The sequence below is a fragment of the Capnocytophaga sp. oral taxon 332 str. F0381 genome (assembly GCF_000318275.2).
Classification (GTDB): Bacteria; Bacteroidota; Bacteroidia; order Flavobacteriales; family Flavobacteriaceae; genus Capnocytophaga; species Capnocytophaga bilenii.
This window is the reverse complement of record NZ_KB291346.1, coordinates 1-26918: the sequence shown is the minus strand read 5'-3', so window position 1 is coordinate 26918 and position 26918 is coordinate 1. Positions and strand designations below refer to the sequence as shown.

The 26918-nt window shown below is 39.7% G+C and carries 23 protein-coding genes; 16 read left to right on the top strand and 7 right to left on the bottom strand.

The window, feature by feature from the left end; translation table 11 throughout:
* Positions 1–496: 496 nt before the first annotated feature.
* From HMPREF9075_RS11780 to ftsZ, 16 genes are all read left to right on the top strand, one after another.
* Complete coding sequence (locus HMPREF9075_RS11780) at positions 497–1738, top strand: ABC transporter permease (RefSeq protein WP_034557717.1); 1242 nt, start codon at positions 497–499, stop codon at positions 1736–1738.
* A gap of 21 nt (positions 1739–1759) precedes the next feature.
* Positions 1760–2701: a 1-aminocyclopropane-1-carboxylate deaminase/D-cysteine desulfhydrase gene (locus HMPREF9075_RS11775; protein ID WP_009416830.1), complete on the top strand. Its 942-nt coding sequence runs from the start codon at positions 1760–1762 to the stop codon at positions 2699–2701.
* Entirely contained in the window at positions 2685–3830 is a 1146-nt protein-coding gene (locus HMPREF9075_RS11770; protein ID WP_009416829.1) for a glucosaminidase domain-containing protein, read from the top strand. The genes HMPREF9075_RS11775 and HMPREF9075_RS11770 overlap by 17 nt, the downstream gene beginning before the upstream one ends.
* Positions 3830–4678: a peptide chain release factor N(5)-glutamine methyltransferase gene (gene prmC, locus HMPREF9075_RS11765; protein ID WP_009416828.1), complete on the top strand. Its 849-nt coding sequence runs from the start codon at positions 3830–3832 to the stop codon at positions 4676–4678. Before HMPREF9075_RS11770 ends, prmC begins: the two co-directional genes overlap by 1 nt.
* A 20-nt stretch (positions 4679–4698) precedes the next feature.
* A complete protein-coding gene (gene msrA, locus HMPREF9075_RS11760; RefSeq protein ID WP_009416827.1) occupies positions 4699–5307 on the top strand; it encodes a peptide-methionine (S)-S-oxide reductase MsrA in 609 nt (202 codons plus the stop codon).
* Positions 5304–6788 carry a GH3 auxin-responsive promoter family protein gene (locus HMPREF9075_RS11755; protein ID WP_009416826.1) on the top strand — a complete coding sequence of 495 codons (1485 nt, stop codon included), beginning with the start codon at positions 5304–5306 and terminating at the stop codon, positions 6786–6788. The genes msrA and HMPREF9075_RS11755 overlap by 4 nt, the downstream gene beginning before the upstream one ends.
* Positions 6785–7150 (top strand): glycine cleavage system protein GcvH, encoded by a 366-nt coding sequence (gene gcvH, locus HMPREF9075_RS11750; RefSeq protein WP_009416825.1) that lies wholly within the window; start codon positions 6785–6787, stop codon positions 7148–7150. Before HMPREF9075_RS11755 ends, gcvH begins: the two co-directional genes overlap by 4 nt.
* Entirely contained in the window at positions 7137–7514 is a 378-nt protein-coding gene (locus HMPREF9075_RS11745; RefSeq protein WP_009416824.1) for a VanZ family protein, read from the top strand. The genes gcvH and HMPREF9075_RS11745 overlap by 14 nt, the downstream gene beginning before the upstream one ends.
* 45 nt (positions 7515–7559) lie before the next feature.
* The gene (locus HMPREF9075_RS11740; RefSeq protein ID WP_009416823.1) at positions 7560–8297 is read left to right on the top strand and encodes an energy transducer TonB; all 738 of its coding nucleotides are present in this window, start codon (positions 7560–7562) and stop codon (positions 8295–8297) included.
* A gap of 125 nt (positions 8298–8422) precedes the next feature.
* A complete protein-coding gene (locus HMPREF9075_RS11735; RefSeq protein ID WP_034557699.1) occupies positions 8423–10825 on the top strand; it encodes a DUF2339 domain-containing protein in 2403 nt (800 codons plus the stop codon).
* 202 nt (positions 10826–11027) lie between these two features.
* Positions 11028–12023: a beta-ketoacyl-ACP synthase III gene (locus HMPREF9075_RS11730; RefSeq protein ID WP_009416821.1), complete on the top strand. Its 996-nt coding sequence runs from the start codon at positions 11028–11030 to the stop codon at positions 12021–12023.
* Positions 12024–12067: 44 nt separating this feature from the next.
* The gene (gene accB / locus HMPREF9075_RS11725; RefSeq protein WP_009416820.1) at positions 12068–12577 is read left to right on the top strand and encodes an acetyl-CoA carboxylase biotin carboxyl carrier protein; all 510 of its coding nucleotides are present in this window, start codon (positions 12068–12070) and stop codon (positions 12575–12577) included.
* Positions 12578–12589: 12 nt separating this feature from the next.
* Positions 12590–13942, top strand: coding sequence for an acetyl-CoA carboxylase biotin carboxylase subunit (gene accC, locus HMPREF9075_RS11720; protein WP_009416819.1), 1353 nt, complete (start codon positions 12590–12592; stop codon positions 13940–13942).
* Positions 13943–14021: 79 nt separating this feature from the next.
* A complete protein-coding gene (gene kdsB / locus HMPREF9075_RS11715; protein ID WP_009416818.1) occupies positions 14022–14768 on the top strand; it encodes a 3-deoxy-manno-octulosonate cytidylyltransferase in 747 nt (248 codons plus the stop codon).
* 216 nt (positions 14769–14984) lie between these two features.
* Entirely contained in the window at positions 14985–16463 is a 1479-nt protein-coding gene (gene ftsA, locus HMPREF9075_RS11710; RefSeq protein ID WP_009416817.1) for a cell division protein FtsA, read from the top strand.
* A gap of 46 nt (positions 16464–16509) precedes the next feature.
* The gene (gene ftsZ, locus HMPREF9075_RS11705; RefSeq protein WP_009416816.1) at positions 16510–18264 is read left to right on the top strand and encodes a cell division protein FtsZ; all 1755 of its coding nucleotides are present in this window, start codon (positions 16510–16512) and stop codon (positions 18262–18264) included.
* 81 nt (positions 18265–18345) lie between these two features.
* On the opposite strand, the gene HMPREF9075_RS11700 is transcribed toward ftsZ, so the two are convergent.
* From HMPREF9075_RS11700 to dnaB, 7 genes are all read right to left on the bottom strand, one after another.
* Complete coding sequence (locus HMPREF9075_RS11700; RefSeq protein WP_009416815.1) at positions 18346–19644, bottom strand: dihydrolipoamide acetyltransferase family protein; 1299 nt, start codon at positions 19642–19644, stop codon at positions 18346–18348.
* A 2-nt stretch (positions 19645–19646) separates the two neighbouring features.
* Positions 19647–20153 carry a DUF4252 domain-containing protein gene (locus tag HMPREF9075_RS11695; RefSeq protein WP_034557705.1) on the bottom strand — a complete coding sequence of 169 codons (507 nt, stop codon included), beginning with the start codon at positions 20151–20153 and terminating at the stop codon, positions 19647–19649.
* 48 nt (positions 20154–20201) lie between these two features.
* Positions 20202–20492, bottom strand: a complete 291-nt coding sequence (locus tag HMPREF9075_RS11690; RefSeq protein WP_009416813.1) for a hypothetical protein — start codon at positions 20490–20492, stop codon at positions 20202–20204.
* A gap of 88 nt (positions 20493–20580) precedes the next feature.
* Positions 20581–23436 (bottom strand): DEAD/DEAH box helicase, encoded by a 2856-nt coding sequence (locus tag HMPREF9075_RS11685; RefSeq protein WP_009416812.1) that lies wholly within the window; start codon positions 23434–23436, stop codon positions 20581–20583.
* Positions 23437–23509: 73 nt separating this feature from the next.
* On the bottom strand, positions 23510–24187 hold the full coding sequence (locus HMPREF9075_RS11680) for a PAS domain-containing protein (RefSeq protein WP_009416811.1): 678 nt from the start codon (positions 24185–24187) through the stop codon (positions 23510–23512).
* A gap of 50 nt (positions 24188–24237) precedes the next feature.
* Entirely contained in the window at positions 24238–24921 is a 684-nt protein-coding gene (locus HMPREF9075_RS11675) for a PAS domain-containing protein (protein WP_009416810.1), read from the bottom strand.
* Positions 24922–25103: 182 nt separating this feature from the next.
* Positions 25104–26684: a replicative DNA helicase gene (dnaB, locus tag HMPREF9075_RS11670; protein ID WP_009416809.1), complete on the bottom strand. Its 1581-nt coding sequence runs from the start codon at positions 26682–26684 to the stop codon at positions 25104–25106.
* Between the last annotated feature and the right edge of the window lie 234 nt (positions 26685–26918).

Below are 26918 nucleotides of genomic sequence, written 5' to 3'. Positions count from 1 at the left end.
CCCTTTTGGGGAGGGGGAACGGGGGTGGGGACTTTATTCAGAATTCACTTTATATCCCCCACACAGCACTACTGCGCACTGCCCCCTCCCTTTTGGGGAGGGGGAACGGGGGAGAGGACTTTATTCACAATTCTTCCCCCCTCCCACTTGTTCCTTGAGCGAAGGTTCAGCGAAGGATGAGCGAAGGATCAGCGAAGGATGAGCGAAGGAAAGTCGGCGAGCTGGCGCAGCCGAGTATGTGACGAAGAATAAAAGCCAGTGCGGCTCGCACCGAAGGATAAAAGCCTGTGCGGCTCGCACCGAAGAATAAAAGCCAGTGCGGCTCGCACCGAAGGATAAAAGCCAGTGCGGCTCGCACCGAGCTGGCACAACCGAGTATGTGAAGCCAGTGCGGCTCGCACCTTTCCTAACGCACTACTCATTAAAAAATAATCATCAATCGTTAACCATTAATAATTATTTTCGTACCTTTGCCGAAAACAAGCAAACTTATCAAGTGTTCGTTGTAGTATTAGAAAATATAAAAATCGCTATCAGTGCTATCAAAGCACAGTTTTTGCGCACGATACTCACCGTGGTGATTATCGCTATCGGTATTACTGCCTTAGTAGGTATTCTCAGTGTGATTACAGCCCTTAGCAATACCCTCGAAGGTAATTTTTCTTCTATGGGTGCCAATACTTTCCTCATTACCCGCTATCAGTATTCACAACGAGCCGAAGGCAGTGGCACTACCCAAAAACCGCACCCCCTCATCACTTATAACGATGCTAAAAACTTTAAAGAACAATTGAGCTTGCCTTTTGCCAAGATAAGTATCTCGGTAGATGCAGCTTCTTCACTCGAGGTAAAATACGAAAACAAAAAAACCGACCCGCTGGCACGTGTAGTGGGGGTAGATGAATACTATATAGCGAATTCCAATCTCACTATAGAGCAAGGCAGAGGCTTCAGCGATTTTGATATACAAAACAATGTAAATGTATGCGTAATAGGAGTTGATTTTACCACGACACTCCTCAAAGGTGTAAACCCTATAGGCAAAATTATTTCAGTGCGAGGTACCCCCTTGCGCATTATTGGCGTTCTCAAAGAGCAAGCCTCCTCATTTGGTAATTACGAAAATTTTCAGGTACTAATACCCTTACAACTCGCACGGAATATATTCCCTATAACAAATTTAGATTACCAGCTAAAAGTAAGCGTCCCTACCAAAGCCCAAATGGATTTAGCTGTAAATGATGCCGTACTTACAATGCGCAGCCTGCGAGGCTTGTCGCCCTTGCAAGAAAACAATTTTGGGATAGAACGCAGTGATGACCTTCTGCAACGATTGGGCGAGATTACCAATGTACTCACCATTGCGGGCTTTCTCATCGGGCTGATTACCATTTTAGGCTCTTCTATAGCCCTGCTGAATATAATGCTCGTATCGGTAACCGAACGCACTCGTGAGATAGGTATCCGCAAGGCTTTAGGAGCCAAACGCAAGCTCATCACCTTGCAGTTTTTCACCGAAACACTAATGATAGCACTATTAGGTGCTTTCACGGGTATCGTGTTGGGGGTCGGTTTAGGCTATGTAATTGCACAAGCTGTTCAATTTCAGTTTGTAATACCTTGGGGAGTGATACTCATTGCCATTGTTATTGCGCTGGTAGTAGCTGTAGTATCGGGCTTGTATCCCGCTATCAAAGCTTCAAAATTAAACCCTGTAGAGGCACTTAGGTACGAATAGTTTTTTGAATTATAAATACGAATGGAAACATTGCGATTTGACAATTTACAGATAGAAAACCAACAGGTACACCTCCCTCTTCCCGATGGCATTCAGCTCACTATCAAGCGGGAGGATAAGAACCACCCATTGGTATCGGGCAATAAGTTGCGAAAGCTGAAATACAACATACAACAAGCATTGGCTGAAGGCAAAGATACTATTCTTACTTTTGGTGGAGCTTACTCCAATCATATCGCAGCTACTGCAGCTGCAGGCAATTTAATGGGGATAAAAACCATCGGAGTGATACGCGGAGACGAATTAGAATGTGAAATTGACGTTAATCCCACGTTAAAGTTTTGCAAAAGTTGTGGTATGCAGCTCTTCTTTGTCTCGCGTAGTGATTATCGTAACAAAACCTCGCCTCAGTTTTTAGAAATGCTTGTAAATCGTTTTGGCTCAAATGTTTACATAGCTCCCGAAGGCGGCACCAACGCTTTAGCAGTAAAAGGCACTGCCGAGATTCTTACCCCCCAAGATAGCGCTTTTGATGTGATATGCACCGCTGTAGGTACAGGCGGCACCATAGCAGGACTAATAGAAGCAAGTGAGCCACACCAAACAGTTATAGGCTTTCCAGCCCTAAAAGGCGCTGATTTCCTTGAGAATATCATCAGGCAATACACCCATAAAACCAATTGGCATTTGGTGTATGATTACAACTTTGGCGGCTATGCCAAAGTGAATGACGAACTCATAAATTTTTTAAATGATTTTAACAATTCAACGGGTATCCCGTTAGACCCTATATATGTAGGTAAAATGATTTTTGCTATCTTTGCCCTCGCAAGTAAAGGATATTTTGCACCCAATACCAAAATATTGGCAATACATACTGGAGGCTTGCAAGGTATAAAAGGAATTAATAAAAAAAGAAGAGCAAAACAAAAAATTATTTTGAATTATGATGAGACGATTTAGTTTGCTATTGCTATATCTGTTTGTTTTTTCATCGTGTTCTGATAAGTATTACAAGAGTAAGAACAACCCTCACACGGTTTCCTACCGAGGGCAGCGTACTGTTGTAGAAACTAAGAAACCCACACACATAGAACTAACACAACGCACTAAAGCTTTGGTAGAAGCACAAAGCATTCAGAAAGATTTCACCGAAGACGACTTCCACGAGGTGCCTCCACCTATGAGGGTTACCGAGTCGGTTACTAAGGAATATATCCAAAAGTATAAAGACATTGCTATGATTGAGATGATGCGCTACAAAATCCCAGCAAGCATCACTTTAGCACAAGGTATTTTAGAAAGTGCCTCCGGACAAGGGCGATTAGCACGACACGGCAAAAACCACTTCGGTATTAAATGCCACGCTACTTGGAACGGAAAAACTATTACTCACGATGACGATGAAAAGCGAGAGTGCTTCAGAAAATACGACAACGAAGAACAGTCGTTTGAAGACCACTCTACTTTCCTCAACAAACGAGGTAGATATTCTTTTTTGTTTGATTTGCTTATTACCGACTATGAGGCTTGGGCGCACGGTCTTAAAAAAGCAGGATATGCTACCGACCCTGCCTATGCAAGAAAACTCATAGCCCTTATACAAAAATTCAACTTGCACCAATACGATTTGCAAGTGGTTGCCGAAATGAAACAATCAAGCCTCACCTTTGGTTCTGATATCGTTTCTACACCCACCCCCAAATTGCCGCAAAACACCACAACCCCACAACCCGATGATACTGCTATTGCCAAAAAAACAGTAACACGCAACACAACCCCAAAAACAGAGGTAAAGGAAACTCCTAAACCTACTGAAAAAGAAATTGCTAAAACTATAGAACGAAAAGAAACCCCCAAACAGCAACCACAAAAGCAAGAATCGTCTAAAAATCTACCTCCTAAAAAAACAGAGGTAGCTGTTACCCCCCCTCCTGCCGTAAAAGATTACTATGAGGTGCAAACAGGCGACACGCTTTATAAAATAGCCCGCGAGCAGCAAGTGCCCGTAAAACAATTGATGAAACTCAATAATTTAGACGACCTATCAAGTAGTAACTTGCGCGTAGGGCAACAAATACGCATCAATTAATGACATTTTCAGCCTTAAAAAACTTTATTTACCAATCCCTGAATAGCCTCTACGACCCTGCGGAAATACAGGCATTCTACTTTTTACTGCTTACTCATTACGGAAAATATACAAAAACAGAACTATTGGCAGCACCTGATACTATGGTTGCAGCCAATAGTTTGGTGCTTATAAAAAAAGCTGTTGAAGCTCTTAAAGAATACGTACCTATACAATACATATTGGGCGAAACGGAGTTTTATTCACATAAGTTTATCGTCAATAAAGCAGTACTAATACCTCGCCCCGAGACCGAAGAGTTGGTAGACTGGGTGCTAAACGAATTGAATACAGAAAAACACCCCCTAAGCATTCTAGATATAGGTACCGGTAGTGGTTGTATTGCCATATCGCTGGCTAAAGCACTGCCACAGGCTTCAGTAACAGCTATTGATATTTCGGGCGAAGCCCTTGCAGTAGCTCAAACTAATGCTGCTAATAACGAGGTAACTATTCGCTGGCAGCAGCAGGATATACTCGCTACGCCTTCACTCACAGAGCAATATGATGTAATTGTATCTAATCCCCCTTATGTACGTGAGTCTGAAAAAGCACAGATGAGCGCCAATGTTCTCAACTACGAACCCCATACAGCACTATTTGTTGGCGATGAGCAACCTTTGGTATTTTATGAGCAAATAGCCTCTTTGGCACGCACAGCTCTTAAAGAAAACGGGAGACTGTTTTTTGAAATAAATCAGTATTTAGGGGAACCAATGAAGGCGATGCTTTTACAAAAAGGATTTAGCAAAGTAGAAATAAGAAAAGATTTATCAGGAAATGACAGAATGATATTAGCAAAACGCTAATTTTTAGGTGGAATTTACGAATGAAAAAGAAAAAACAAGCGAAAAAGAAAATAGAAAAACAATTCAAAGCCCTTTCGGCTACAGTTTATTTAGCAGGAGGTTGCTTTTGGGGCACAGAACATTTTTTTAAACAAGTACGCGGTGTTATAAAGGCACAATCGGGGTTTGTGAATGGGCATACCCCTAACCCTACCTATAAGCAGGTAAGTACAGGTACTACAGGCTATGCCGAGTGCGTTGCTCTTACTTACGACCCTACAATTCTGTCATTCAAGAAAATACTAACTCTTTTTTTTAAAACTATAGACCCCACGAGCCTCAACAAACAAGGTGATGATGTGGGAACTCAATACCGCACAGGCATCTATTATATAGATACGCAGCAACAGCAAATTGCCCAAAGTGCCCTCAAGCGTTTGGCAAAAAGCTATACACAGCCTATTGTGGTGGAGTGCGAACCTTTTCGCGCTTTCTATCCTGTTGAGAGTTGGCAAAATGACTATTTAGATAAATTTCCAAATGCCGAATGCCATATAGCCCCAGAGGTGCTGACAAATGCTAAGATGGCAAATCCTATTCGCTTATCGGGCAAACGGCATAGTATCAGAAAAATGCGCAAGAAGTTATGATAAAATCATTGCTGTCCAAAATATTTGCTTCTATCGTAAAAAAACAGATAGATAGTTGGGCAAAAAAACCAATAGAAACACAACAAAAAGTGTTTGAAAAGCTCATTACCGATGCTCAAAACACAGCTTTTGGCAAAGAACACCACTTTGCCGAGATTAAAACTTATGAAGATTTTGTAGCGCGTGTGCCTATACGCGATTACGAGGCACTGCGCCCTTATATAGATAGGGTAGTGGAGGGCGAAAAAAATGTGCTATGGCGTGGCAAGCCGCTCTATTTTGCTAAAACTTCAGGTACTACCAGTGGGGCTAAGTATATCCCTATTACCAAAGATTCTATGCCACACCACATACAGAACGCTCGCAATGCTATATTGTGCTACATACACGAAACCAAAAAAGCTGATTTTGTAAATGGCAAAATGATATTTCTGCAAGGTAGTCCTATACTTAGCGAAAAGAATGGCATCAAAGTAGGTCGCCTTTCGGGTATTGTAGCCCACTACGTACCTGCTTATCTGCAGCGAAATCGTATGCCTTCTTATAAAACAAATTGTATTGAAGATTGGGAAACTAAAGTAGAAGCTATTGTAACAGAAACTTTTTCTCAAGATATGACCCTCATTAGTGGTATTCCTTCGTGGGTACTGATGTACTTTGAGCGTCTTTACAGTCGTGCGGGCATAAAAGTAGGTAAATTGTTTCCTAATTTTAATCTTTTTATTTACGGGGGCGTTAATTACGAACCTTATAGGCAAAAGTTTGAACACCTTATAGGGCGAAAGGTGGATAGCATAGAGCTGTACCCTGCCAGCGAGGGCTTTTTTGCCTACCAAGATTCGCAAACTGAAAAAGGAATGCTTTTGCAACTCAATTCGGGGATATTCTATGAGTTTATAGAAGCTGATAGTTTCTTTACAGAGCAGCCAAAGCGTATTCCACTGAAAGAGGTACAGCTGGGGGTGAATTATGCACTTATTATTTCTACCAACGCAGGTTTGTGGGGTTATAATATAGGCGACACTGTTCAATTTACCTCGTTGGCGCCTTACCGCATCGTAGTTACGGGGCGTATTAAACATTTTATTTCGGCTTTTGGCGAACACGTGATTGCTAAAGAAGTGGAAGAAGCTATGCAGGTAGCTTTGGAAGCTACAGGGGCGCGCATTACCGAATTTACAGTAGCCCCCCAAGTGAACCCTGTACAAGGCGAATTGCCCTATCACGAATGGTTTGTAGAGTTCGAAACAATGCCTAAGCATATGAAAACTTTTGCCCGACTTATAGACGAGGCATTACAAAAACAAAATATGTATTATTACGACCTTATACAAGGCAAAGTACTACAACCTCTCAAAATCACTAAAGTGCCAACGGGTGGTTTTGCTGCCTATATGAAAGCGCAAGGTAAATTGGGCGGACAAAACAAAATACAACGTTTGGCTAATGATAGAAGCGTAGTAGAACAATTAAAACTATGAAATACAGTAAAGAACACACTTGGGTAACCATTGAAGGAGATACCGCTACTGTGGGTATCTCACATTTTGCACAACAGCAGTTGGGCGATATTGTTTATGTGGATGTGGAAAGCGTAGGTACTACTCTGGCGCAAGATGCTATCTTTGGCACTATTGAAGCTATAAAAACGGTTTCAGACCTTTTTATGCCTATTGCAGGTGAAGTTGTAGCCTTCAACGAAGAATTGCTTCAGCATCCTGAAAAAGTAAACAAACACCCTTATACCGAAGGTTGGATTATTAAAATAAAACCTACCCAACCGCAGGAATACGACCTTTTACTATCGGAAGAAGAATATAACGAATTATATGCTCAAGTATAAATACACTATTCTATGGGCAGTGTGGGTGATAATTATCGTTACACTCTGCTTTATTTCGCCGCCCCAAGTGCCTGATGCGCCTCGCATTCCTTATTTAGATAAAATTGCCCATTTTGGGTTCTATTTTGGTTACACTTGCCTATTTATAGCAGCGTTTTACAACGAAACAAAACGCTTTCACAGCACCAAAAAATGCTTCTTATGGGCTTTTATAACGGCTGTAATTTTGGGCGGACTGATAGAGCTATTGCAAGGTTCCTTAACCGTAAATCGCAGTGGCGATATTATGGATGTGTTTTTTAACACTTTTGGCACAATTGTTGCTTTATGTTTTATGACAAGATTCCGAGTACTCTTTAGGTAATTGTCAAGAGGGAAATATTTAATAACTTTTTTAAAAATCATCATTATGCAACCTAAAAAAAATCCGAAAGCCGATTTGGCAAAAAGTAGTGGGTTGTTCTTTGCGATTGGTTTTGCTATAGTTTCTGGGCTTACCTTGTGGGGTTTTGAAGCTAAGGTGTATGACAAAACTGTAAAAGACGACCGCCAGAGCGAGATGAATAAGCAGCTTGATGAGGAACAAGAGAACTTCGTAATGGAAGCTCCTGATACGCCTCCGCCACCACCGCCACCACCGCCACCAGCAGTAGTAGAAGATGTGAAAATCGTTGAAAACGACGCTAAGATTGAGGAAGCTCAAATTGCTACTACTGAAACTAAAAAAGAAGACAAAGTGGCTGACGTTAGCACAATTCAATCTACAGATACAGCTGTAGAAGATGTGCCTATTGATGTGCCTTTTACAATTATTGAGGACAAACCTATGTTTGAAGCTTGCAAAAATGTTCCTAAAGACAAACAATTTCAATGCTTCAAAGAAAACCTTGATAAGCACGTTAGCAAAAACTTTGTTTATCCCCCTGCAGCACTCGAAATGGGTATTCAAGGTAAAGTAAACGTAAGTTTCCGTATCAATACCGATGGTTCTATTACAGTGCTTGGCGTACGTGGTACCGATAAATTACTTGAAAACGAAGCTAAACGTATTATAGAAAAACTCCCTAAATTGATACCTGGTAAGCAACGTGGCAAACCTACACCAGTTACTTTTGCTTATCCTATCAACTTCAGACTTCAGTCTTAAAACAAAAATACATATATGCGCTTTGCCAAAGGAACTAAAACCTTTGGCAAAGTTTTTTTTTCTAATATAGTGTGTAATTAAAAAAAATAACGTATATTTGTACTCTAAATATGAGGATTACGCCTATGGTTACTGAAAAAGATTTAGAAGCCTTGCTCAATAAAGTAGATGAAGTGGTTGATAAACAATACAGCTTCATCAAAGAAATGAAAGGCATCAAGCAAACAATATGGGAACTGAGAGCTACCGCTCGCCCTGAAGTAGTGGCAACAGAAGAGGTAGTTGAAGCTCCTATGACAGTTCCTGCTACAGAAGAAGTGGTAGCTGAGGCTCCTACTGTAGAAGAAGTAGTGGCTGAAGTACCTTCTGTTGCAGAAGAGGTAGTAACTGAAGTGCCTCCTATCGTAGAAGAGACAGAAGCCGAAATATCTCCTGCGGCAGAAGAAGTAATACCCGAAGCTCCTCAAATAATAGAAGAACCTAAGAAAGCAGAAGCACCAGCCTTTGAAAAATCTATAGGTGATATGATGGGGCTAAAAACCGATTGGGATTGGGAGCGTTTTATAGGTGAAAACCTGTTTAGCAAAATAGGAATTGCTATTATACTAATAGGTGTGTTTATAGGGGTAAAATACTCTATAGACCATAACCTTATCAGCCCTGCAATGCGCCTCGCTTTAGGCTATCTTACAGGCGTAGGGCTCTTTGTTTTTGGAGCTATACTCAAGAAAAAATACACTAGCTTTAGCGCTGTATTGGTGAGTGGTGCAATGGCTATATTCTATTTTGTTACCTTTGTGGCTTATACGATGTTTGGTTACTTTGGGCAAGAAGCTACCTTTGCACTGATGTTTCTCTTCACCGCTTTCACCATAGCAGCAGCTCTTAATTATAACCAAGTAGTGATTGCCATTATAGGGCTTGTGGGTAGCTATGCAGTACCTTTCTTGCTGAGTAACAATTCGGGGCGTGTAGATATCCTATTTATCTATACAGCTATTATCAATGTGGGAGTGATAGTAATTTCCTTCTACAAGCAATGGAGGTCGCTGTTTGTTTCAGCATTTTTAATCACTTGGCTATTACTGCTCTCTATGTGGGGGCTTGCCTATCAGCCTGAACACTTCGGGGCATTTTTTAGTTTCAGTATCGTTACATTCTTAACGTTTTACGCTTCGTTTATTGCTCAGAAAATACAAAAAGGGGCAGAGCTTAGCAGTATAGATGTAACTGTATTTTTAGCCAATAGCTTGTTGTTTTACAGCATAGGAGCTTGGCTGCTAAACGAGCAGTACAACCCTGCACGTACTCCTATAGCACTCTTTACCCTTGCTAATGCTCTTTTACACTTTGCTATAGCAAGTTATTTTCACCACAAGCAAGTGCATACAAACCTCAAATACTTGGTGCTAGTATTGGCGTTATCTTTTGCTACCTTGGTAATCCCGATACAATTTGAAGGTACGTGGATAACTTTATTATGGAGTGTAGAGGCAGCACTGCTTTTTTGGTTTGGAAGAACAAAAAAACTGATACTGTATGAACGCATCAGTTATGCAGTGATGACCTTAGCCACCATAAGCTGGGTGATAGATATATCAACTTTTGACTATACAGTACCTTTTGCTAATTCATTATTTATTAATTCATTGCTTTATAGTGTTGCTATGGGCTGGGTGGCATATACCCATTATCGTCATAAAACAGATAAGGATTACAACACTTTAGCAGTGGTTTTCAATGCGCTTTCGGTAATACCATTTTACGATACCTTTACAAGACAAATAAACTTGCTTTGGGAATTGAGAGCTTTGCAATTTAATAATGGTGTGTTTGATAATGTGCTACACAATGATGCTGAACTCTTTAAGCAATCATCAATAATTATATATACCTTGCTCTTTGTGGGGCTTTACAGCTGGATAAATAGACGATATATGAAAAGCAAACTGCTTGCCGAAATACAAATAGTAGTTGCTTTTCTTATAGGAATAGTGTTTATAACGCTTGGCTTGTACAATTTCAGCGAATTGCGTGGGCGTTATATTGCGTTTTATAATGTATATCAACTTTCGTGGTGGTTCTTAAACGTGCGTTATATAGGAATTGCAGCCTTTGCGGTGCTGTGTTATACAATCTATCGTTTGCAACAATATTTGGAATTTAAAGAGCAACCCAAGAAAGTATTGGAGCTGCTATTCCACTTGGTGTGTTTGTGGATAGGTAGTAGCGAACTTTTGCATTGGACGGAACTATATGATGCTACAGCTAATTATAAGCTGGGTCTCACAATTTTGTGGGGGGCTTATGCTGTACTACTGATAGTTATGGGGATATTCAACAGCAAAAAATACCTACGACTATCGGGGATTATACTTATTAGCTTTTGTGTGCTGAAGTTATTCTTTTACGATATTACTCATTTGGATACTTTGCGCAAAACGGTGGTATTTGTATTGTTGGGCGTACTACTAATGATAGCTTCCTTCCTTTACAATAAATACACTGCTAAAGACAAGGACAAATAACTATAAATTCACCAAAATTTAAGTAGGTAAATACCTATGAATAATAAAGAGCGAAATAGACAATCGTGTTAAAAAAATAATTTTTTTGTAGTAAATCAAAAATAATTATGTATTTTTGCGCCAAAATTTGTACGGTTGCGCAGTGATTGCTTTTTATCATAGAGCGAACAGCGCAAAAAACGTACATAAAAATTAGTTAGTAATGAATAAAATAACTGCTGCCATTACGGGTGTAGGAGGCTACGTCCCTGAAGATGTACTTACCAACGCTATGTTGGAAAAGATGGTAGATACCAATGACGAATGGATATACACACGTACGGGCATAAAAGAAAGACGTATACTGAAAGACCCTAATAAAGGGACTTCGTTTTTGGCTATTCAGGCAGCTAAAGACTTGATAAACAAAAAGGGAATAGACCCTAAAGAAATTGATTTACTTATATTGGCAACAGCTACTCCCGATATGCCTGTAGCACTCACAGGTCCTTATGTAGCTACACAAATAGGTGCTACCAACGCTTTTGCGTTTGACTTGCAAGCGGCTTGTTCTAGCTTTTTGTTTGGGGTATCATTAGCAGCCAAATATATAGAATCGGGACGTTATAAAAAAGTACTTTTAGTGGGTGCTGATAAAATGTCGTCAATCATTGATTATACAGATAGGGCTACTTGTATTATATTTGGCGATGGCGCTGGTGCTGCACTTTTTGAGCCTAATTACGAAGGCTTAGGGGTACAAGATGAATTGCTAAAAAGTGATGGCATAGGGCGTAACTACTTGTATATAAAAGCGGGTGGTTCGTTGTGTCCTACTACAGCAGAAACGGTAGCTGCCAAGGAACACTTTGTGTTTCAGGACGGAAAAACAGTATTTAAATACGCAGTTACAGGTATGGCAGATGTAGCAGAGGAGCTTATAAAACGCAATAGGTTGACTAAAGACGATGTGCAATGGTTGGTGCCACATCAGGCTAACAAACGTATTATAGATGCTACTGCTGATAGAATGGGGCTACCTGCGGAAAGGGTGATGCTGAATATATACAAATATGGTAATACTACTTCGGCAACTATCATTCTTGCCCTTAATGATTACGAAAAACAACTAAAAAAAGGTGATAACATAGTAATGGCTGCCTTTGGTGGTGGCTTTACTTGGGGAGCACTTTACTTGAAATGGGCTTACAACAGCTAAATATATAATATAAAAACAACGATTGAGCAAAATAGATAAACACTATGGATTTAAGAGACATTCAAAATTTGATTAAATTTGTTGCAAAGTCAGGTGCGAGTGAGGTGAAGTTGGAGATGGATGATGTAAAGATTACCATAAAAACAAACCCTGATGAGACCAACAGAGAAGTATATGTGCAGCAATTACCTGTAGCTCAGCAGCTACCACAGTTGTCTATCCAACCACAACAAGCCTTACAAACACTACCTATAGTGCCAACAGGCAATGAAGCAGCGCCTGCAAAACCTGCGGCTGACAGTGAAGATAGCAAATACATAACCATCAAATCGCCTATGATAGGTACTTTTTATCGCCGTCCTGGTCCTGATAAGCCACTTTTTGTAGAAGTAGGTTCGACAGTAGCCAAAGGTAGTGTGATATGCATTATAGAGGCGATGAAACTTTTTAATGAAATAGAATCGGAGGTATCAGGAAAAATAGTGAAGATATTGGTGGAAGATTCTACACCTGTAGAGTTTGACCAACCACTATTTTTGGTAGATCCATCATAACAAAAAGCAAGTATGTTCAAAAAAATATTAATAGCCAATCGAGGGGAGATAGCATTGCGCGTAATACGCACTTGCCGCGAGATGGGCATCAAATCGGTAGCTGTATATTCTACCGCCGATGCCGATAGTTTACACGTTCGTTTTGCTGATGAGGCTGTATGTATAGGACCTCCACCAAGCAAGGATTCCTATTTGAAAATACCTAATATAATAGCTGCTGCCGAAATTACAAATGCAGATGCTATTCACCCAGGATATGGGTTCTTGAGCGAAAATGCTAAGTTCTCTAAAATTTGTGCTGAACACGGTATCAAATTTATAGGAGCTTCACCTGAAATGATAGAAAAAATGGGTGATAAGGCTTCTGCTAAGGCTACAATGAAAGCAGCTGGCGTACCTACAGTTCCTGGCTCTGACGGTTTGATACAATCGTTGGAACACGCTAAAAAAACTGCTGCCGAAATAGGATACCCTGTAATGCTAAAAGCTACGGCTGGAGGCGGGGGACGTGGTATGCGTGATGTGTGGAAAGAGGAGGATCTTGAAAAAGCTCTTGATAGCGCAATGCAGGAGGCGGGAGCTGCCTTTGGTAATGATGCTATGTATATGGAGAAACTGATCGTAGACCCTCGCCACATAGAAATTCAAATTGTAGGCGACCAATATGGTAAGGCTTGCCACTTATCGGAACGCGATTGCTCTATACAACGCCGTCACCAAAAGCTTACTGAGGAAACTCCTTCACCTTTTATGACTGAAGATTTGCGTAAGCGTATGGGTGAGGCTGCTGTGAAAGCTGCTGAATTTATAAAATATGAAGGTGCTGGAACAATAGAATTTTTGGTGGATAAGGATAGAAACTTTTACTTTATGGAGATGAACACTCGTATTCAAGTGGAACACCCTATTACAGAACAAGTAATTGATTATGACCTTATCAGGGAACAAATATTGGTGGCTTCGGGGGTGCCTTTATCAGGGAAGAATTATACTCCTAAATTACACGCTATAGAATGCCGCATCAATGCAGAAGATCCTTATAATGATTTTCGTCCTTCACCGGGTAAGATAACAACACTTCACGCTCCTGGTGGGCACGGTGTTCGTTTGGATACGCACGTGTATAGTGGTTATGTGATTCCGCCGAACTACGACTCGATGATAGCAAAGCTTATAACGACAGCTCAAACACGCGAGGAGGCGATAGCTAAAATGCGCCGAGCATTGGATGAGTTTGTAGTAGAAGGTGTAAAAACAACTATACCCTTCCATTTGCAATTGATGGATGACCCTAATTACTTGGCGGGTAATTATACGACCAAGTTTATGGAAGACTTCAAAATGAAGCCGCAAACAGAGGGATAATAGAAATAATATATGACGAAAGGGACTGTCTTGAAAAAAGAGATAGTCCCTTTTATATGGTATAATGATATTTTGATATATGAAAATAATAGCAATGATTCCTGCGCGTTATGGTGCAACTCGTTTTCCTGCTAAACTGATGCAAGACCTTTGTGGGGCACCTGTGATAGTGCGTACTTATGAGGCTGTGGTACGCACAGAATTATTTGAAGAAGTGTATGTGGTTACCGATGACGACCGTATAGCACAAGTGATAGAGGCGGCAGGTGGCAGTGTGATTAGGAGCCAAAAAGAACACAATAGTGGCAGCGACCGCTTGGCTGAGGCTTCAGAGAATTTAAATGTAGATATAATTGTAAATGTACAAGGTGATGAGCCTTTTACGGCTAAAGAGAATTTACAAAAACTAATTGCTATTTTCCGAGAGGATAGCGAAAGGAATGTATCGGTGGCAAGTTTGGCAGAACGTATTACTACTCCCGAAGATATTGCCAATCCTAACAATGTAAAGGTGGTGATGAATAAAGATAATGATGCATTGTATTTTTCGCGTGCGGCAATACCTTTTATGCGTGATGAAAAAAGTAAAGCTTTGTATTACAAACATATAGGTATTTATGCTTACCGAAAGGAGGCTTTGCAAGAATTTACACGTTTACCTGTTTCTTCATTAGAAGAGGTAGAAAAATTGGAGCAGCTGAGGTATTTAGAGAATGGTTATAAATTGCGTCTTGCTGTTACCGAAATAGGTAGTATAGGGATAGATACAGAGGCAGATTTGGTAGCTGCAAGAGAAAAATACAGCTTGGAGTTTATGAAATGTTAAAGTTGTTATCATTGATAAATGATTATCAATTGTTTATAAAATTGTTAATAACTTATTTATAAAAAGATAATGTAAGGTTGAAAAAAAATAATTACTTTTGCTACGTGAAAAGAAGTCATATAAAACGATAATAACAATAAATTTCCTAATTTTTTAAATATATGACAATAAAAAAAGTGAAAATGATAGAGTTAGATAAACAAAAACGAGTAAAGTATGGAAAGTAATAAAATTTATGTGGGGTTAGATATAGGTACAACAAAAGTTGTAGCGATGGTAGGGACGACTAATAGAAATGGGAAGATACAGATTTTGGGTTATGGAGTCTCTAAACCTCAGGAGAAGATCAGTAAAGGGGTGGCTATGAGCCTATCAAAGACAGCAACTGCAGTGATGCAGGCGACAGAACAGGCAAGAAGAAGCGCAGATGTTGATATAAAAGAGGTAATGGTAGGGATATCGGGGCAGAATATAAGCACTCGTACACATAGTGATTATATATCACGTATTTCACCAGAGAAGTTAATAGATGTAGATGATTTAGAACGCTTAAAATCACAAGTGAATGCGATTACTTTGGGAGCTGGCGAGAGAATCATTCACGCACTTCCTCAGTATTACAAAGTAGATAGCACAAGTGATATTAAAGACCCTATAGGAATGGTAGGTGGGCGTTTAGATGCTACTTATCATTTGGTAATAGGACAAACAAGTGCTATCAACAATGTGAACCGCACTATCGAAATGGCAAATCTAAAGGCTATTGATATTACCTTAGAGCCTATAGCTTCGGCAGAAGCTGTTCTTACAGATGATGAAAAAGAAGGTGGAGTGGTGCTTGTGGATATAGGAGGTGGTACTACCGATGTGGCTATATTTAAAGAAGGTATTATTCGCCACGCTGCAGTAATTCCTTTTGGAGGAGCTATCATAACTGAAGATATACAATCGGCATATGGTATTAATGCTAAATATGCCGAAGAAGTGAAAGTTACTTTTGGTTCGGCTTGGCCTGGAGAAATACCTGAAAATGAAATAATAACTATACCAGGGAAAAATTCTAAAGAGATTTCTCTGAAGAGCTTGTCGAAAATTATTCATTCACGTGTGAGTGAGATTATCAACTTGGTGCATAATGTGATAAAAAGCTATGGTCACGAAGATGTAAAGAACAAGCTACACGAGGGGATTGTACTTACAGGAGGCGGAAGCCAAATGCAACATATTGTACACTTAGTGAAATATATTACGGGTATGAATACGCGTGTGGGCTACCCCGATGAATATTTAGTATTAGATAATAATAGAGAGGAATTGAGAGTACCTACATACGCTACTTCTATAGGGCTTGTAATGTGTGCTATTGAAAAGGAAAAGGAAGAACAAATAAAAAAGCTGTTGGCAGAAAAACAGAAGAAAAAAGAGGAAGAGGAGCGTTTGAAAAAACAACAAGAAGATTTGTTGAGACAGCAAAATGAAGAGGCTGAGAAAGAAAAGGAACAGCAATTAAAACACGAGATTAAGGCAAAAGAAAAGAATAATGATGATGATTATGAAGAAGATGATGAAGAGGATGACAAAAAAGAAAAGAAAAAAGGTATTTCTATTACAATAAGATCATTAGGAAATAAAATAAAAGGATATTTAAACACGTTCAACAAAAAAGATGAGGATGATGATGAAGAGGATGAATAATAAAGTAATATGGAAAGAAGTCGTATAGTGAAAAAAATAAATTATAATGGATATGGAACAGCAAATAGTTCAGTTTAATTTACCAAAAAATAACAGCAACTATATTAAGATTATAGGAGTTGGAGGTGGCGGAGGTAATGCCGTCAATTATATGTTCAATCAGGGCATAAAAGGAGTAGATTATATTGTATGTAATACAGATAAACAAGACCTTGAAAATAGCCCTGTACCTAACAAAGTACAATTAGGTCTTGCACTTACTAAAGGACTTGGAGTAGGAGCTAAGCCAGCAGTAGGTGAAGCTGCTGCTCTAGAAAGTTCTAAAGAAATAGAGGAAGCTATTGGCGATGATACCGAGATGGTTTTTATAACTGCTGGTATGGGCGGTGGTACAGGTACAGGTGCTGCTCCCGTAATTGCTAAAATAGCAAAAGATAAGGGAATCCTTACTGTGGGAATCGTTACTACACCTTTCTCATATGAAGGTCCTGTACGCTCACGACAAGCTAAAGAAGGAATTAGAAAACTTCAAGAAGCTGTAGACTCTTTGATTATTATTAATAATAATAAAATTACTGAAGTATATGGCAAAATGAAGATGTCCGAGAGCTATAACAAAGCTAATGAAATATTACTAAAAGGAGCTAAGGGTATTGCCGAATTGGTGAGTGCTAACTATATGGTAAATATAGATATGGAAGATGCTCGTTCGGTGCTTAAAGATGGTGGTACAGCTATTATGGGTTCAGCAACAGCTGATGGTGAAGACCGTGCAATTAAAGCTGTTACAGCGGCATTGAACTCACCTTTGCTTAATGATAACAAAATTACAGGAGCTAAAAAATCTTTATTATTGGTAGTGTTCAATGCAGAAGATGAGATTACTCCTGAAGAAATGGAAATTATCACTAACTATATCCAAGAACAAGCAGGAGGCGAACTTGATATCTTTATTGGTATGGGCGAAGATGATACCGTACCTAAAGGAGCTATTACAGTAACGGTTACCGCTACAGGCTTTACTACTGAACAACAACAATTGATAGTGAATGCTGAACCTAAACGTATTAACCACGTACTTGGTGAAAACCAAACTATCATTGAGCGTGATTTTACTGAACCTAAAGCTGCAGTAGTACAATCATCTTACCCAATTCCTGCTGTACCCGAAATTAAAAAAGAACCTTCACTTTCCGACTTGTTTAATATTTGGACAGATTGCGAATATGTAACAGCTGATGATAGCTTTATAATAGTAGATAAAACGCCCCCAAAGCCTTCGACTCCTAACCAAGGAGTCTCAATACAGGAATCATCAAGTAACCAACGTCATATTACTACCGAAGCAACAGTAGCACGCCAAGTGTCTAACGATAATAAATCAGCTAATCAGCTTTCACCTACTAATAAAGCAGTACTTACACCGCAATATTCATATAATGAATATATAGAGTTTGAAAGAACACTACGTGATGCTAAGCCCGTGCCTTTTTCAGAAAACAAAGAAGCTAATAAAAGCGAAATCACTATACATCGTGTTGAAACAAAGCAGCAACAACCTTCAGCACCTGTCCAGATGACTATGTTTGACGAAGAAGAACTATTAGGAGGTATAAAACCTACCCCTGAAAATGCTACTATAGACCAAGTGCTTAATAACAACCGTTCAGGTTACCTCTCAAAGTATAATCACACTTTCGGGAGTAGTGTTGCCCAATCACGTACTTCAGTAGCTAAAGATAGCGCAGGTGATACTCAATTACGAAAGAATAACTCTTATTTACACGACAGAGCTGATTAATACCTTTGTATTATATGCACATAAAAAAACTGAAAGTCCCAAAGGCTTTCAGTTTTTTTATATACATATAAAATTAACCTCTTATAATGTCCTATTCACATCCCATTGCTCAAGGTACTCAGCTACACGTTGCACAAACATACCTCCTAAAGCTCCGTTCACAACTCTGTGATCATAACTATGCGAAAGCATCATTTTATAGCGGATACCTATCACATCACCTTCAGCTGTCTCAATTACTGCAGGTACTTTTCGTATAGCTCCTATTGCCAGAATACCCACTTGTGGTTGATTGATAATAGGTGTGCCAAACACATTCCCAAACGACCCTATATTGGTAACTGTATAAGTACCATCTTTCACTTCATCAGGTTTTAATTGCCCCAAACGAGCCCTATTAGCAAGGTCATTTACTACTTTGGTCATACCTCGCAAACTCAGTTCATCAGCATTTTTTATAACAGGAACTATCAAATTGCCATCAGGTAGTGCTGTAGCCATACCTATATTGATGTTTTTCTTCTTAATGATAGTATTTCCCTCCACTGAAATATTCATTAGCGGAAAATCAACCAACGCTTTAGCTACTGCTTCCATAAAGATAGGCGTAAAAGTAAACTTCTCACCTTCTCGTGCTTCAAAAGCTTTCTTTACCTTGTTACGCCACTGCCAAATACGTGTTACATCCACCTCACTAAAGCTTTGTACGTGTGCTGAGGTATGCTTACTATGGCTCATATGTTCTGCTATGAGTTTGCCCATACGGCTCATCTCAATGCGTTCCTCACCGCGCTGGCTGTAAGTACGTTCTACTGTAGGTGTATTTGTATTGCTTGCAGGAGGAGCTGATAACGTAGTCCCAGCCGCAGCTTTATTACTACGTTGAGCTACATAATTAAGAATATCATCTTTGGTAACCCTATTATTCAAGCCCGTACCCTTCACGCGGCTCATTTCCTCTAGTCCAATTCCCTCTTTTTGTGCAATACTCTTCACTAAAGGCGAATAAAACCTATCAGCATTGCTAAAATCACCAACTGCAAGCGTTGTTTCCTTGATAGCAGCAATATCGGCAGTCAAGTTTTCTGCCATTTGTGCCACTGTAGGAGGCAATTCTTCAGCCACTACTGCACTATCACCTTCAGTTTCTATGATAGCCATTACCTGCCCCACCTGTACTACAGCATCCACATCAAAAAGTATTTCGGCTACTACGCCCGTTACCTCACACGGCACTTCTGAGTCTACTTTATCAGTAGCCACTTCCACAATAGTTTCTTCGGCTTCTACACGGTCGCCAACTTTTTTTAGCCAATGAGTGATAGTAGCCTCTGCTACACTTTCGCCCATTGCTGGTAATTTAAATTCAAATCTCGCCATTGCTATTTTATATCTTTTACTTCGTTTGGAAGATTCATATTCTTTGTTAAGGTTCCTATTTGGCTAAGTTCTATATCTCCTATGAGCGACAGCAAAACCGTCTTTTTGCTATGCTCATTAGAATCTACGAATATAAGCAACTCACTTATTTTATCCGAACCATTTTCTTTAGCATAGAATTTTGTATTTTGTGTTTGCGTTTTCATACGCACCTCCGATAGTGATGCCGCTTTCACATACTGCAAAGCCTCACTTTTTAGCAAAGCCCCTGATTGTTGGTTTTCGGTAGTAAATACCCTCATACTCTTTAGTTTCGATACAAAAGCTACATATTCTTTAGATTCTCCTCCTTCACTCGCTATTTTAGCAAGCATTTGGAACATCTTTTGTGTTACAGTAGCACTTGTTATATCTTTATGAGCTTCCAATTTATCAAAAAAAGCCTGTGCTCGCCCGCTTATCGTTAGTAGCAAAAACAATACTATCCACCCTATTTTTTTTATTCTCATAGCCATAATATTTATATTTATTGTAAGGGCAAAGCACGCTCGGGCAGCTTAACGCTTTGCCGTGAAAATTGATAAATCAAAATCAAAAAAATAGAGCGTTATCAGTAACAACACCACCAATACAATCCAAAAAACCTTGTTAAACTCCCTATTTTTCTTATTTCTACTTTCGCTGCGTATTTTCCGCCATTGTTCCGTAAAGTGGTTGCTTACCGTCTCTCTATCTTTTCTAATGCGAGAGCCCATCTCAAAAGCATTTCCAGCTTCTTTCCCCTCGTAATAACGTGGCGTATAATTAAAGCGTTTATTCTTCGGTAATTTAAATAGTTTTATCTTCATAATGATGCAAAGATACAAATTAATTTTGAATAATGAATAATGAATGATGAATTTTTCTCACGCCACAAAGCTACCTCATAATCCCTCGTTATAGCAATTCTTCAATATTATCAATCACTTCCCTGATGAAATTATCCTCGCCTACTACATCTTCAAATAAGCTCGTCTTTGCCTGTTGCAGCCTGATAATTTTCTCTTCTACAGTATCTTTGCTCACAAATCGCACTACATTCACCTTGTTGCGTTGTCCTATACGATGTGCTCTCGCAATAGCCTGTCGTTCCGAAAAAGGATTCCACCAAGGGTCTAACAGCAACACATAGGAAGCCGCAGTAAGGTTCAGCCCCACCTCGCCAGCCTTTAGCGATATAAAAAAGAAAGGCACATCAGCTTGTTGCTGAAATAAAGCTACTTCATTCTTGCGCTCCTCAGTAGGCGTGCTTCCCGTCAGTTTCGCATATTTTATCTTGTGAGTATCGCACCACTGTTCGTAAAGAGCTAAGTGCGATACAAAACTACTGAATATAAGTGCCTTATGCGATGCCTGTAGCAATTCTTCCATACAATGCACTACCTCTTCGTATTTGCCCGAAGCTATGGCACTTTCTTTGTCCACCAATTTAGGGTGATTGCTTATCTGTCGCAATTTCGTAAGCATATTCAGAGCGTTGAATTCCGTCAGTGGCGCATCTATCTCCAATAGCTGATTTCTCACCTTAGATTTTTCACTCTCATACCACTTCTTTTGTTCCTCACTCATCTCACAATAAGCTATTTGGCTTTCCATTTCAGGCAAGTCGTCCAGCACCTGTTCCTTAGTACGCCTTAGCAAAAACGGACTAATGATTGTTTTTAGCTCTTCCAGTGCCTGCGTATCCTTATTTTTGCTAATTGCCACCTCGTAGTTCTTGTGAAAAGCCGCATAACTTTTCAGAATATTAGGATTGATAAATTGCATCTGCGACCATAAATCGCTCAACGAATTTTCTATAGGTGTACCACTTAGCGCAATCCTATGTACCCCCTGCAACCCATTGATAGCCTTAAAAGTCTTAGAATTTTTATTCTTTATACGCTGGCTCTCGTCCAATATAATATACCTAAAATCAAGCTGTTGCAGCTCTTTACTATCCCGTTCCACTATCGGATAACTACTGAAAATGATATCGTAATTTACAAGGCGGCGCACTTTGCGCTTGCGCTCAGCCGTATTGCCCACATATTGGGTACATTTCAAATGCGGAGCAAAGCGCTTGGTCTCATCATACCAATTGAATATCAACGATGAAGGCAATATCACCAAAGCCCGTAGCGGCTCTTTTTGCGATGTTATTCCCGAAAACAAATCCCCTCCTTCACCCAGTTTTTCAGGCAAGCTATCGTGTATATGCACCAAAAGAGCAATCGTTTGCAAGGTCTTCCCCAGTCCCATATCATCTGCAAGGCAAGCCCCTACACCATTGTAATAATGCTGCAAAAGCCACGTAACCCCCTCTATTTGGTACGGACGCAAAGTAGCTTTCAAATTAGGAGAAGCTGTATAAACCACATTCTCTACTAATGTCTGAGGTTTTATTTCTGGTACCGACTCCAATAAGGCATAGTTACTTTTAGGCAATTGCAACTTTTCTTGGGTTACCCTCGCATATTTAGCAATCGAATGAAACCTACTAAACCATTCCTGCGGAATGATAAACACTTTCCCATTTCCCAAATCATATACAGGATTCCCCGCCTTTATATTCTCTATCAAATCCTTAAAAGCAAACTCCTCATCGCCTTGCGCTACCCTAATAGATAAATCAAACCAATCATTATCCCCTTGAGTATCCCCAAAAATAAGCTTACTATCCCCAAAACCAACCTCCTTATCTCCCTCTATTACAAATTTTTTGAAACTAAACCCTGCCTTTTCAAGTTCATCTTTATGAGCAACCAACAGAAAGTAACTGCCAAAAGGATTCTCATCCTTCACCCAAAAGCTCCCTGCTTCCTCATCAAAGCCCATAGCTGTCAAAAAATCGTATTTTTTAGCCTCCTCTTCTTTATTTCGCTTGTATTGATAGATAACAATACCCCCATCATCGTATATTTTCAACTCCGATTGTACCTCTTTACGCTGATGACTGCCAAATATATAACCACCATAGTCAAAATTTAGCTGTAATTTGTAATGATTAGCAAAAAAATCATATATCAACTCAATTTCAGTAGCTACAATATCATTTTTTTTAACAATTTCAAATCCCTTAGGGTCTATTTCAGTGTGTTTTAACAGCTTTTTCAAGAATTTGTCAAAGTATTCAGGGAAATTGCGCTTCGGTATATGAATAGTTTCCTTATTCAAAAATGGAGTTAAGTATGACCCCTTAAAGTGTTCCACCCTCACCACCTTGTGGTCAATCACAATCCAGCCATACAAGTTGTTTAGCAGTTCAATAGAGTGTTGCGAAGGGATAATACTTGCAGCACCATCCTTTAGTAGCAAGCGGTATTCAATACCCTCATCTGTCTTTGTAAATTCCAGTAAAGGCACTACAAGCGTTTTTTGCACCTGTAATTGCTTCTTTACCAATTCGTCTTTATGAGTGTAGTTAGTAGTGATAAACAGCTCATTATCAGCAATTAGTTGTAGTAGCTCAGCCGTTTTTTTTTCAATGTACTCTTCAATGTGTTTTTTTGTCTGTTTGTTTTGGTAAGCCTTTTCAAAAGTATCCCCTTTTTTTAGTAGCTTTTGGTATAACACATTAGGCAACAACTCATTAGCAATAGATAACGCCTGTCGTTCCACTACCGATAGTTCCCAGTTAGGCAAGCTCTGTAGTACCTCTTGGTTTGCTCTTTTGTAAAATACACAATAACCATTTCGCTCCTCAGCAATATATGCATTAGGGAGTACCAGCTCTACAGTAGGGTGAAAAGTAAAATCAAAAAAAAGAAGCATAGAAATTTAAACTCAAAAAAAATCCCCGCATATACCATACGCAGGGATTTTTCTATTATCAATATGACTACAATTAAGTAAACAAACGTTCAAAAAAGTTCTTACGTTTTTCGTTCATTGAATTATCCACGTGGTAAATATCGTCAGAAACTGTAGCGTTACTGCTATCCACACTGCTTACACTATCAACGGTAAAGGCACTTTGTGATTCCGACATTACACTTATCACAAAGTCTATATAGTCCTTACCTTGTTTAGATAAGTAGTTTTTAAAGAAACGGCTACTAAGTTCCACACCACCTATTTTCTCCATTTTTAGCAACGATTCATAAAAAGGAGCCAAGTAATTATCAATAGCACCTTGTGGAACAGCCTTACGGCGACCTATATAATGAGTAATATTACCCATTCCATCACGGCGCATTTCAAAGTCAGTTACCACCCAGTAGTATTCACCCGTTTTAGCCAAGTTTTTAATAACACCCACAAAGTTGTTACCTATTTTCAAGTTGTCCCATAGTAGCTTGAATACAAGGCGAGGCATATCAGGGTGGCGAATAAGGTTATGAGGTTGCCCTATAAGTTCGCTTTCTGTGTAGTGTGATACATTACAGAACACATCATTCACCTTGGTAATAGTACCAGCGACATCTGTTTCGCTGATAAGCACCTTACTCTTATCCCATTGCACTTCACGGTCAATAGGGGTAGGTCGCTGAATTGTAGGTACAGGATTTATAAAATTCGACATATATAATTAGTTTTTAATTGTTGAAAGTAATAACTCTTTATCCCAAGTCATTATGAAAATAATCTACCAAAGAAACTTTTGCGTTTTTCGTTCATAGCATCGCTTACAGTTACGATGTCGTCCGATACAACGGCACTTGTATCTACGTTGCCCATAGGTATATCTTGGAAAGCAACATTTTCACGGTTCTCGTTCATCACATCAATGATAAAGTCTATATAGTCTTTACCCTGTTTGTCCAAATAGTTTTTGAAGAAACGAGCACTCAAGTCCATACCTCCCACTTTTTCCAATTTCAAAAGGGTTTGGTACAAAGGTGTTACATAGTTGTCTATCACTCCTTTAGGTACTGATTTACGGCGAGCTATATAGTGCGTAATGTTACCCATAGAGTCACGGCGCATTTCAAAGTCTGTAATTACCCAATAATATTCACCGTTCTTAGCCAAGTTTTTTACTACACCCGCAAAGTTATTGCCTAACTTTAAGTTATCCCAAAGCAATTTGAATGTAATCTTTGGCATATCAGGGTGACGAATAATGTTATGAGGCTGACCTATTAGCTCCTCACGGCTATAACCACACACTGTACAAAACACATCATTAGCATCGGTAATACGACCATAAACGTCTGTTTCACTGATAATCACCTTACTCTTATCCCAAGAAACCTCTTTGTCAATAGGCGTAGGACGCTCTACTGTGAGCTCAATGTCTCTATAATCTCTAATCATTGCAAAAATTTATTTTTTGGTTATTTATCGCACAAAAGTAAGTAATTTTTTACAAATAAACATACTTTTTACAAAAAACTTTTCAACTTTTTTTTCAAAAAACCATCAGTAGTAAGTTAAATCTCTTACAGTCAGTTGTTTATAGCTTTTATTAGTTGGAATTTAACCCTCAACAATAACCATTAATAAGGTACATCATCATCACTATTGCCCCCAAAAGCCTCCTGTGGCGACCCTGTAGGCAATGGCGCAAAATTCACCTCGCCACTACCCGTATTCATACGCGAACCAAACTCTTGCGTAGCATAAGGCAACGCCGTAAACTCATCCAAATTAGAGAATTTACCCAATGCCCCCTCAAATTTCAAGCGAATATTATCCAAACCTCCGTTACGGTGCTTCGCCACTATAAATTCAGCCTGTCCCGAAGTAGGCGTTTGCGACTCATCATCCCAAACCTCTATCTTGTAATATTCAGGACGATAAATAAACGAAACAATATCAGCGTCCTGCTCTATAGCCCCCGATTCTCGCAAATCCGACAATTGCGGACGTTTATGACCGCTACTTTGGCGCGTTTCCACACCACGCGACAACTGCGAAAGCGCAATAACAGGAATATCAAGCTCCTTAGCCAAAGCCTTCAAGTTACGCGAAATCGTAGAAATCTCCTGTTCCCGATTTCCAACACCCTTACTACCAGCTGTCATTAGCTGCAAATAATCTATAATAATAAGTTTGATACCAAATTGTGTTGAAAGACGTCTCGCCTTAGCACGAAGGTCGAAAATAGAAATAGAAGGTGTATCGTCTATATACAAAGGCGCTTTTTGCAAATCCTTCACTCGGTTACTCAAAATTTCCCACTCAGCATCCTCCAATTTTCCCGTACGCAATTTCTCCGAAGTAAGTCCTGTTTCCGAAGATATCAAACGAGTAATTAGCTGTACTGACGACATTTCCAGCGAAAAGAAAGCTACAGGTATCTGTTGCCCCACTGCAATATTGCGCGCCATAGTAAGTGTCAGCGCCGTTTTCCCCATCGCAGGGCGTGCCGCTATAATAATAAGGTCACTCGCCTGCCAACCCGATGTTAGCAAGTCCAGCTTCGTAAAGCCCGTTTGTATACCACTGAAACCATCAGTCTTGTTTGCCAAATCCTGAATCTTCTTCAAAGCTTTAGTAACCAAATCACTAGCCGATTCGCTTGAACGTTTCAGGTTACCCTGTGTAACTTCATACAGCTTCTGTTCAGCGTTATCCAACGAGTCAAACACATCCACAGTGTCGTCATACGCCTCCTCAATAATATTAGCAGCAATTTCAATCAATTTCCGTTTGATGAATTTTTGCAGCACAATACGCGCGTGAAACTGCACGTGAGCCGATGACGATACCCGTTGCGTAAGGTTGATAAGGTAAAGTTCACCCCCCACAGCCTCCAAGTTACCCATCTTGCGCAATTGGTTTGTTACCGTCCGCAAGTCAATAGCCTCCGATTGTGTGAAAAGCTCAAACATAGCCTGATAAATAAGCTGATGCGCTTTAGTGTAAAACACCTCAGGGTTAAGGATATCAATCACATCATCTACCCCCTTTTTGTCAATTAGCATAGCGCCCAGTATTACCTCCTCAGTATCAATATCCTGCGGCGGTATTTTACCACGCTCAATGGTAGGTGTAGTGGTAGGTGTAAAATTGTTAGTACGCTCATTCATAGGTACTAAGCTCGGTACATTAGCAATGTTGTTAGTCTCATTCATAGCCGCAAAGGTACAAAATAAAGTTCAATTATTAACTAGTTTCGCTGATAATATCTTTCTAGCGAAGTCTGTATCTCTTTTTATTTTTTGCAAAGGTATTATGAATAATGGACAAACTACGTCTCCCCCAATTCAAAATTCAAAATTCACTCACCACTCCCACAAGTCCTACCTGTCCCACAATTCAAAATTCTTCTCACCGAAGGATGAGCGAAGGATGAGCGAAGGATGAGC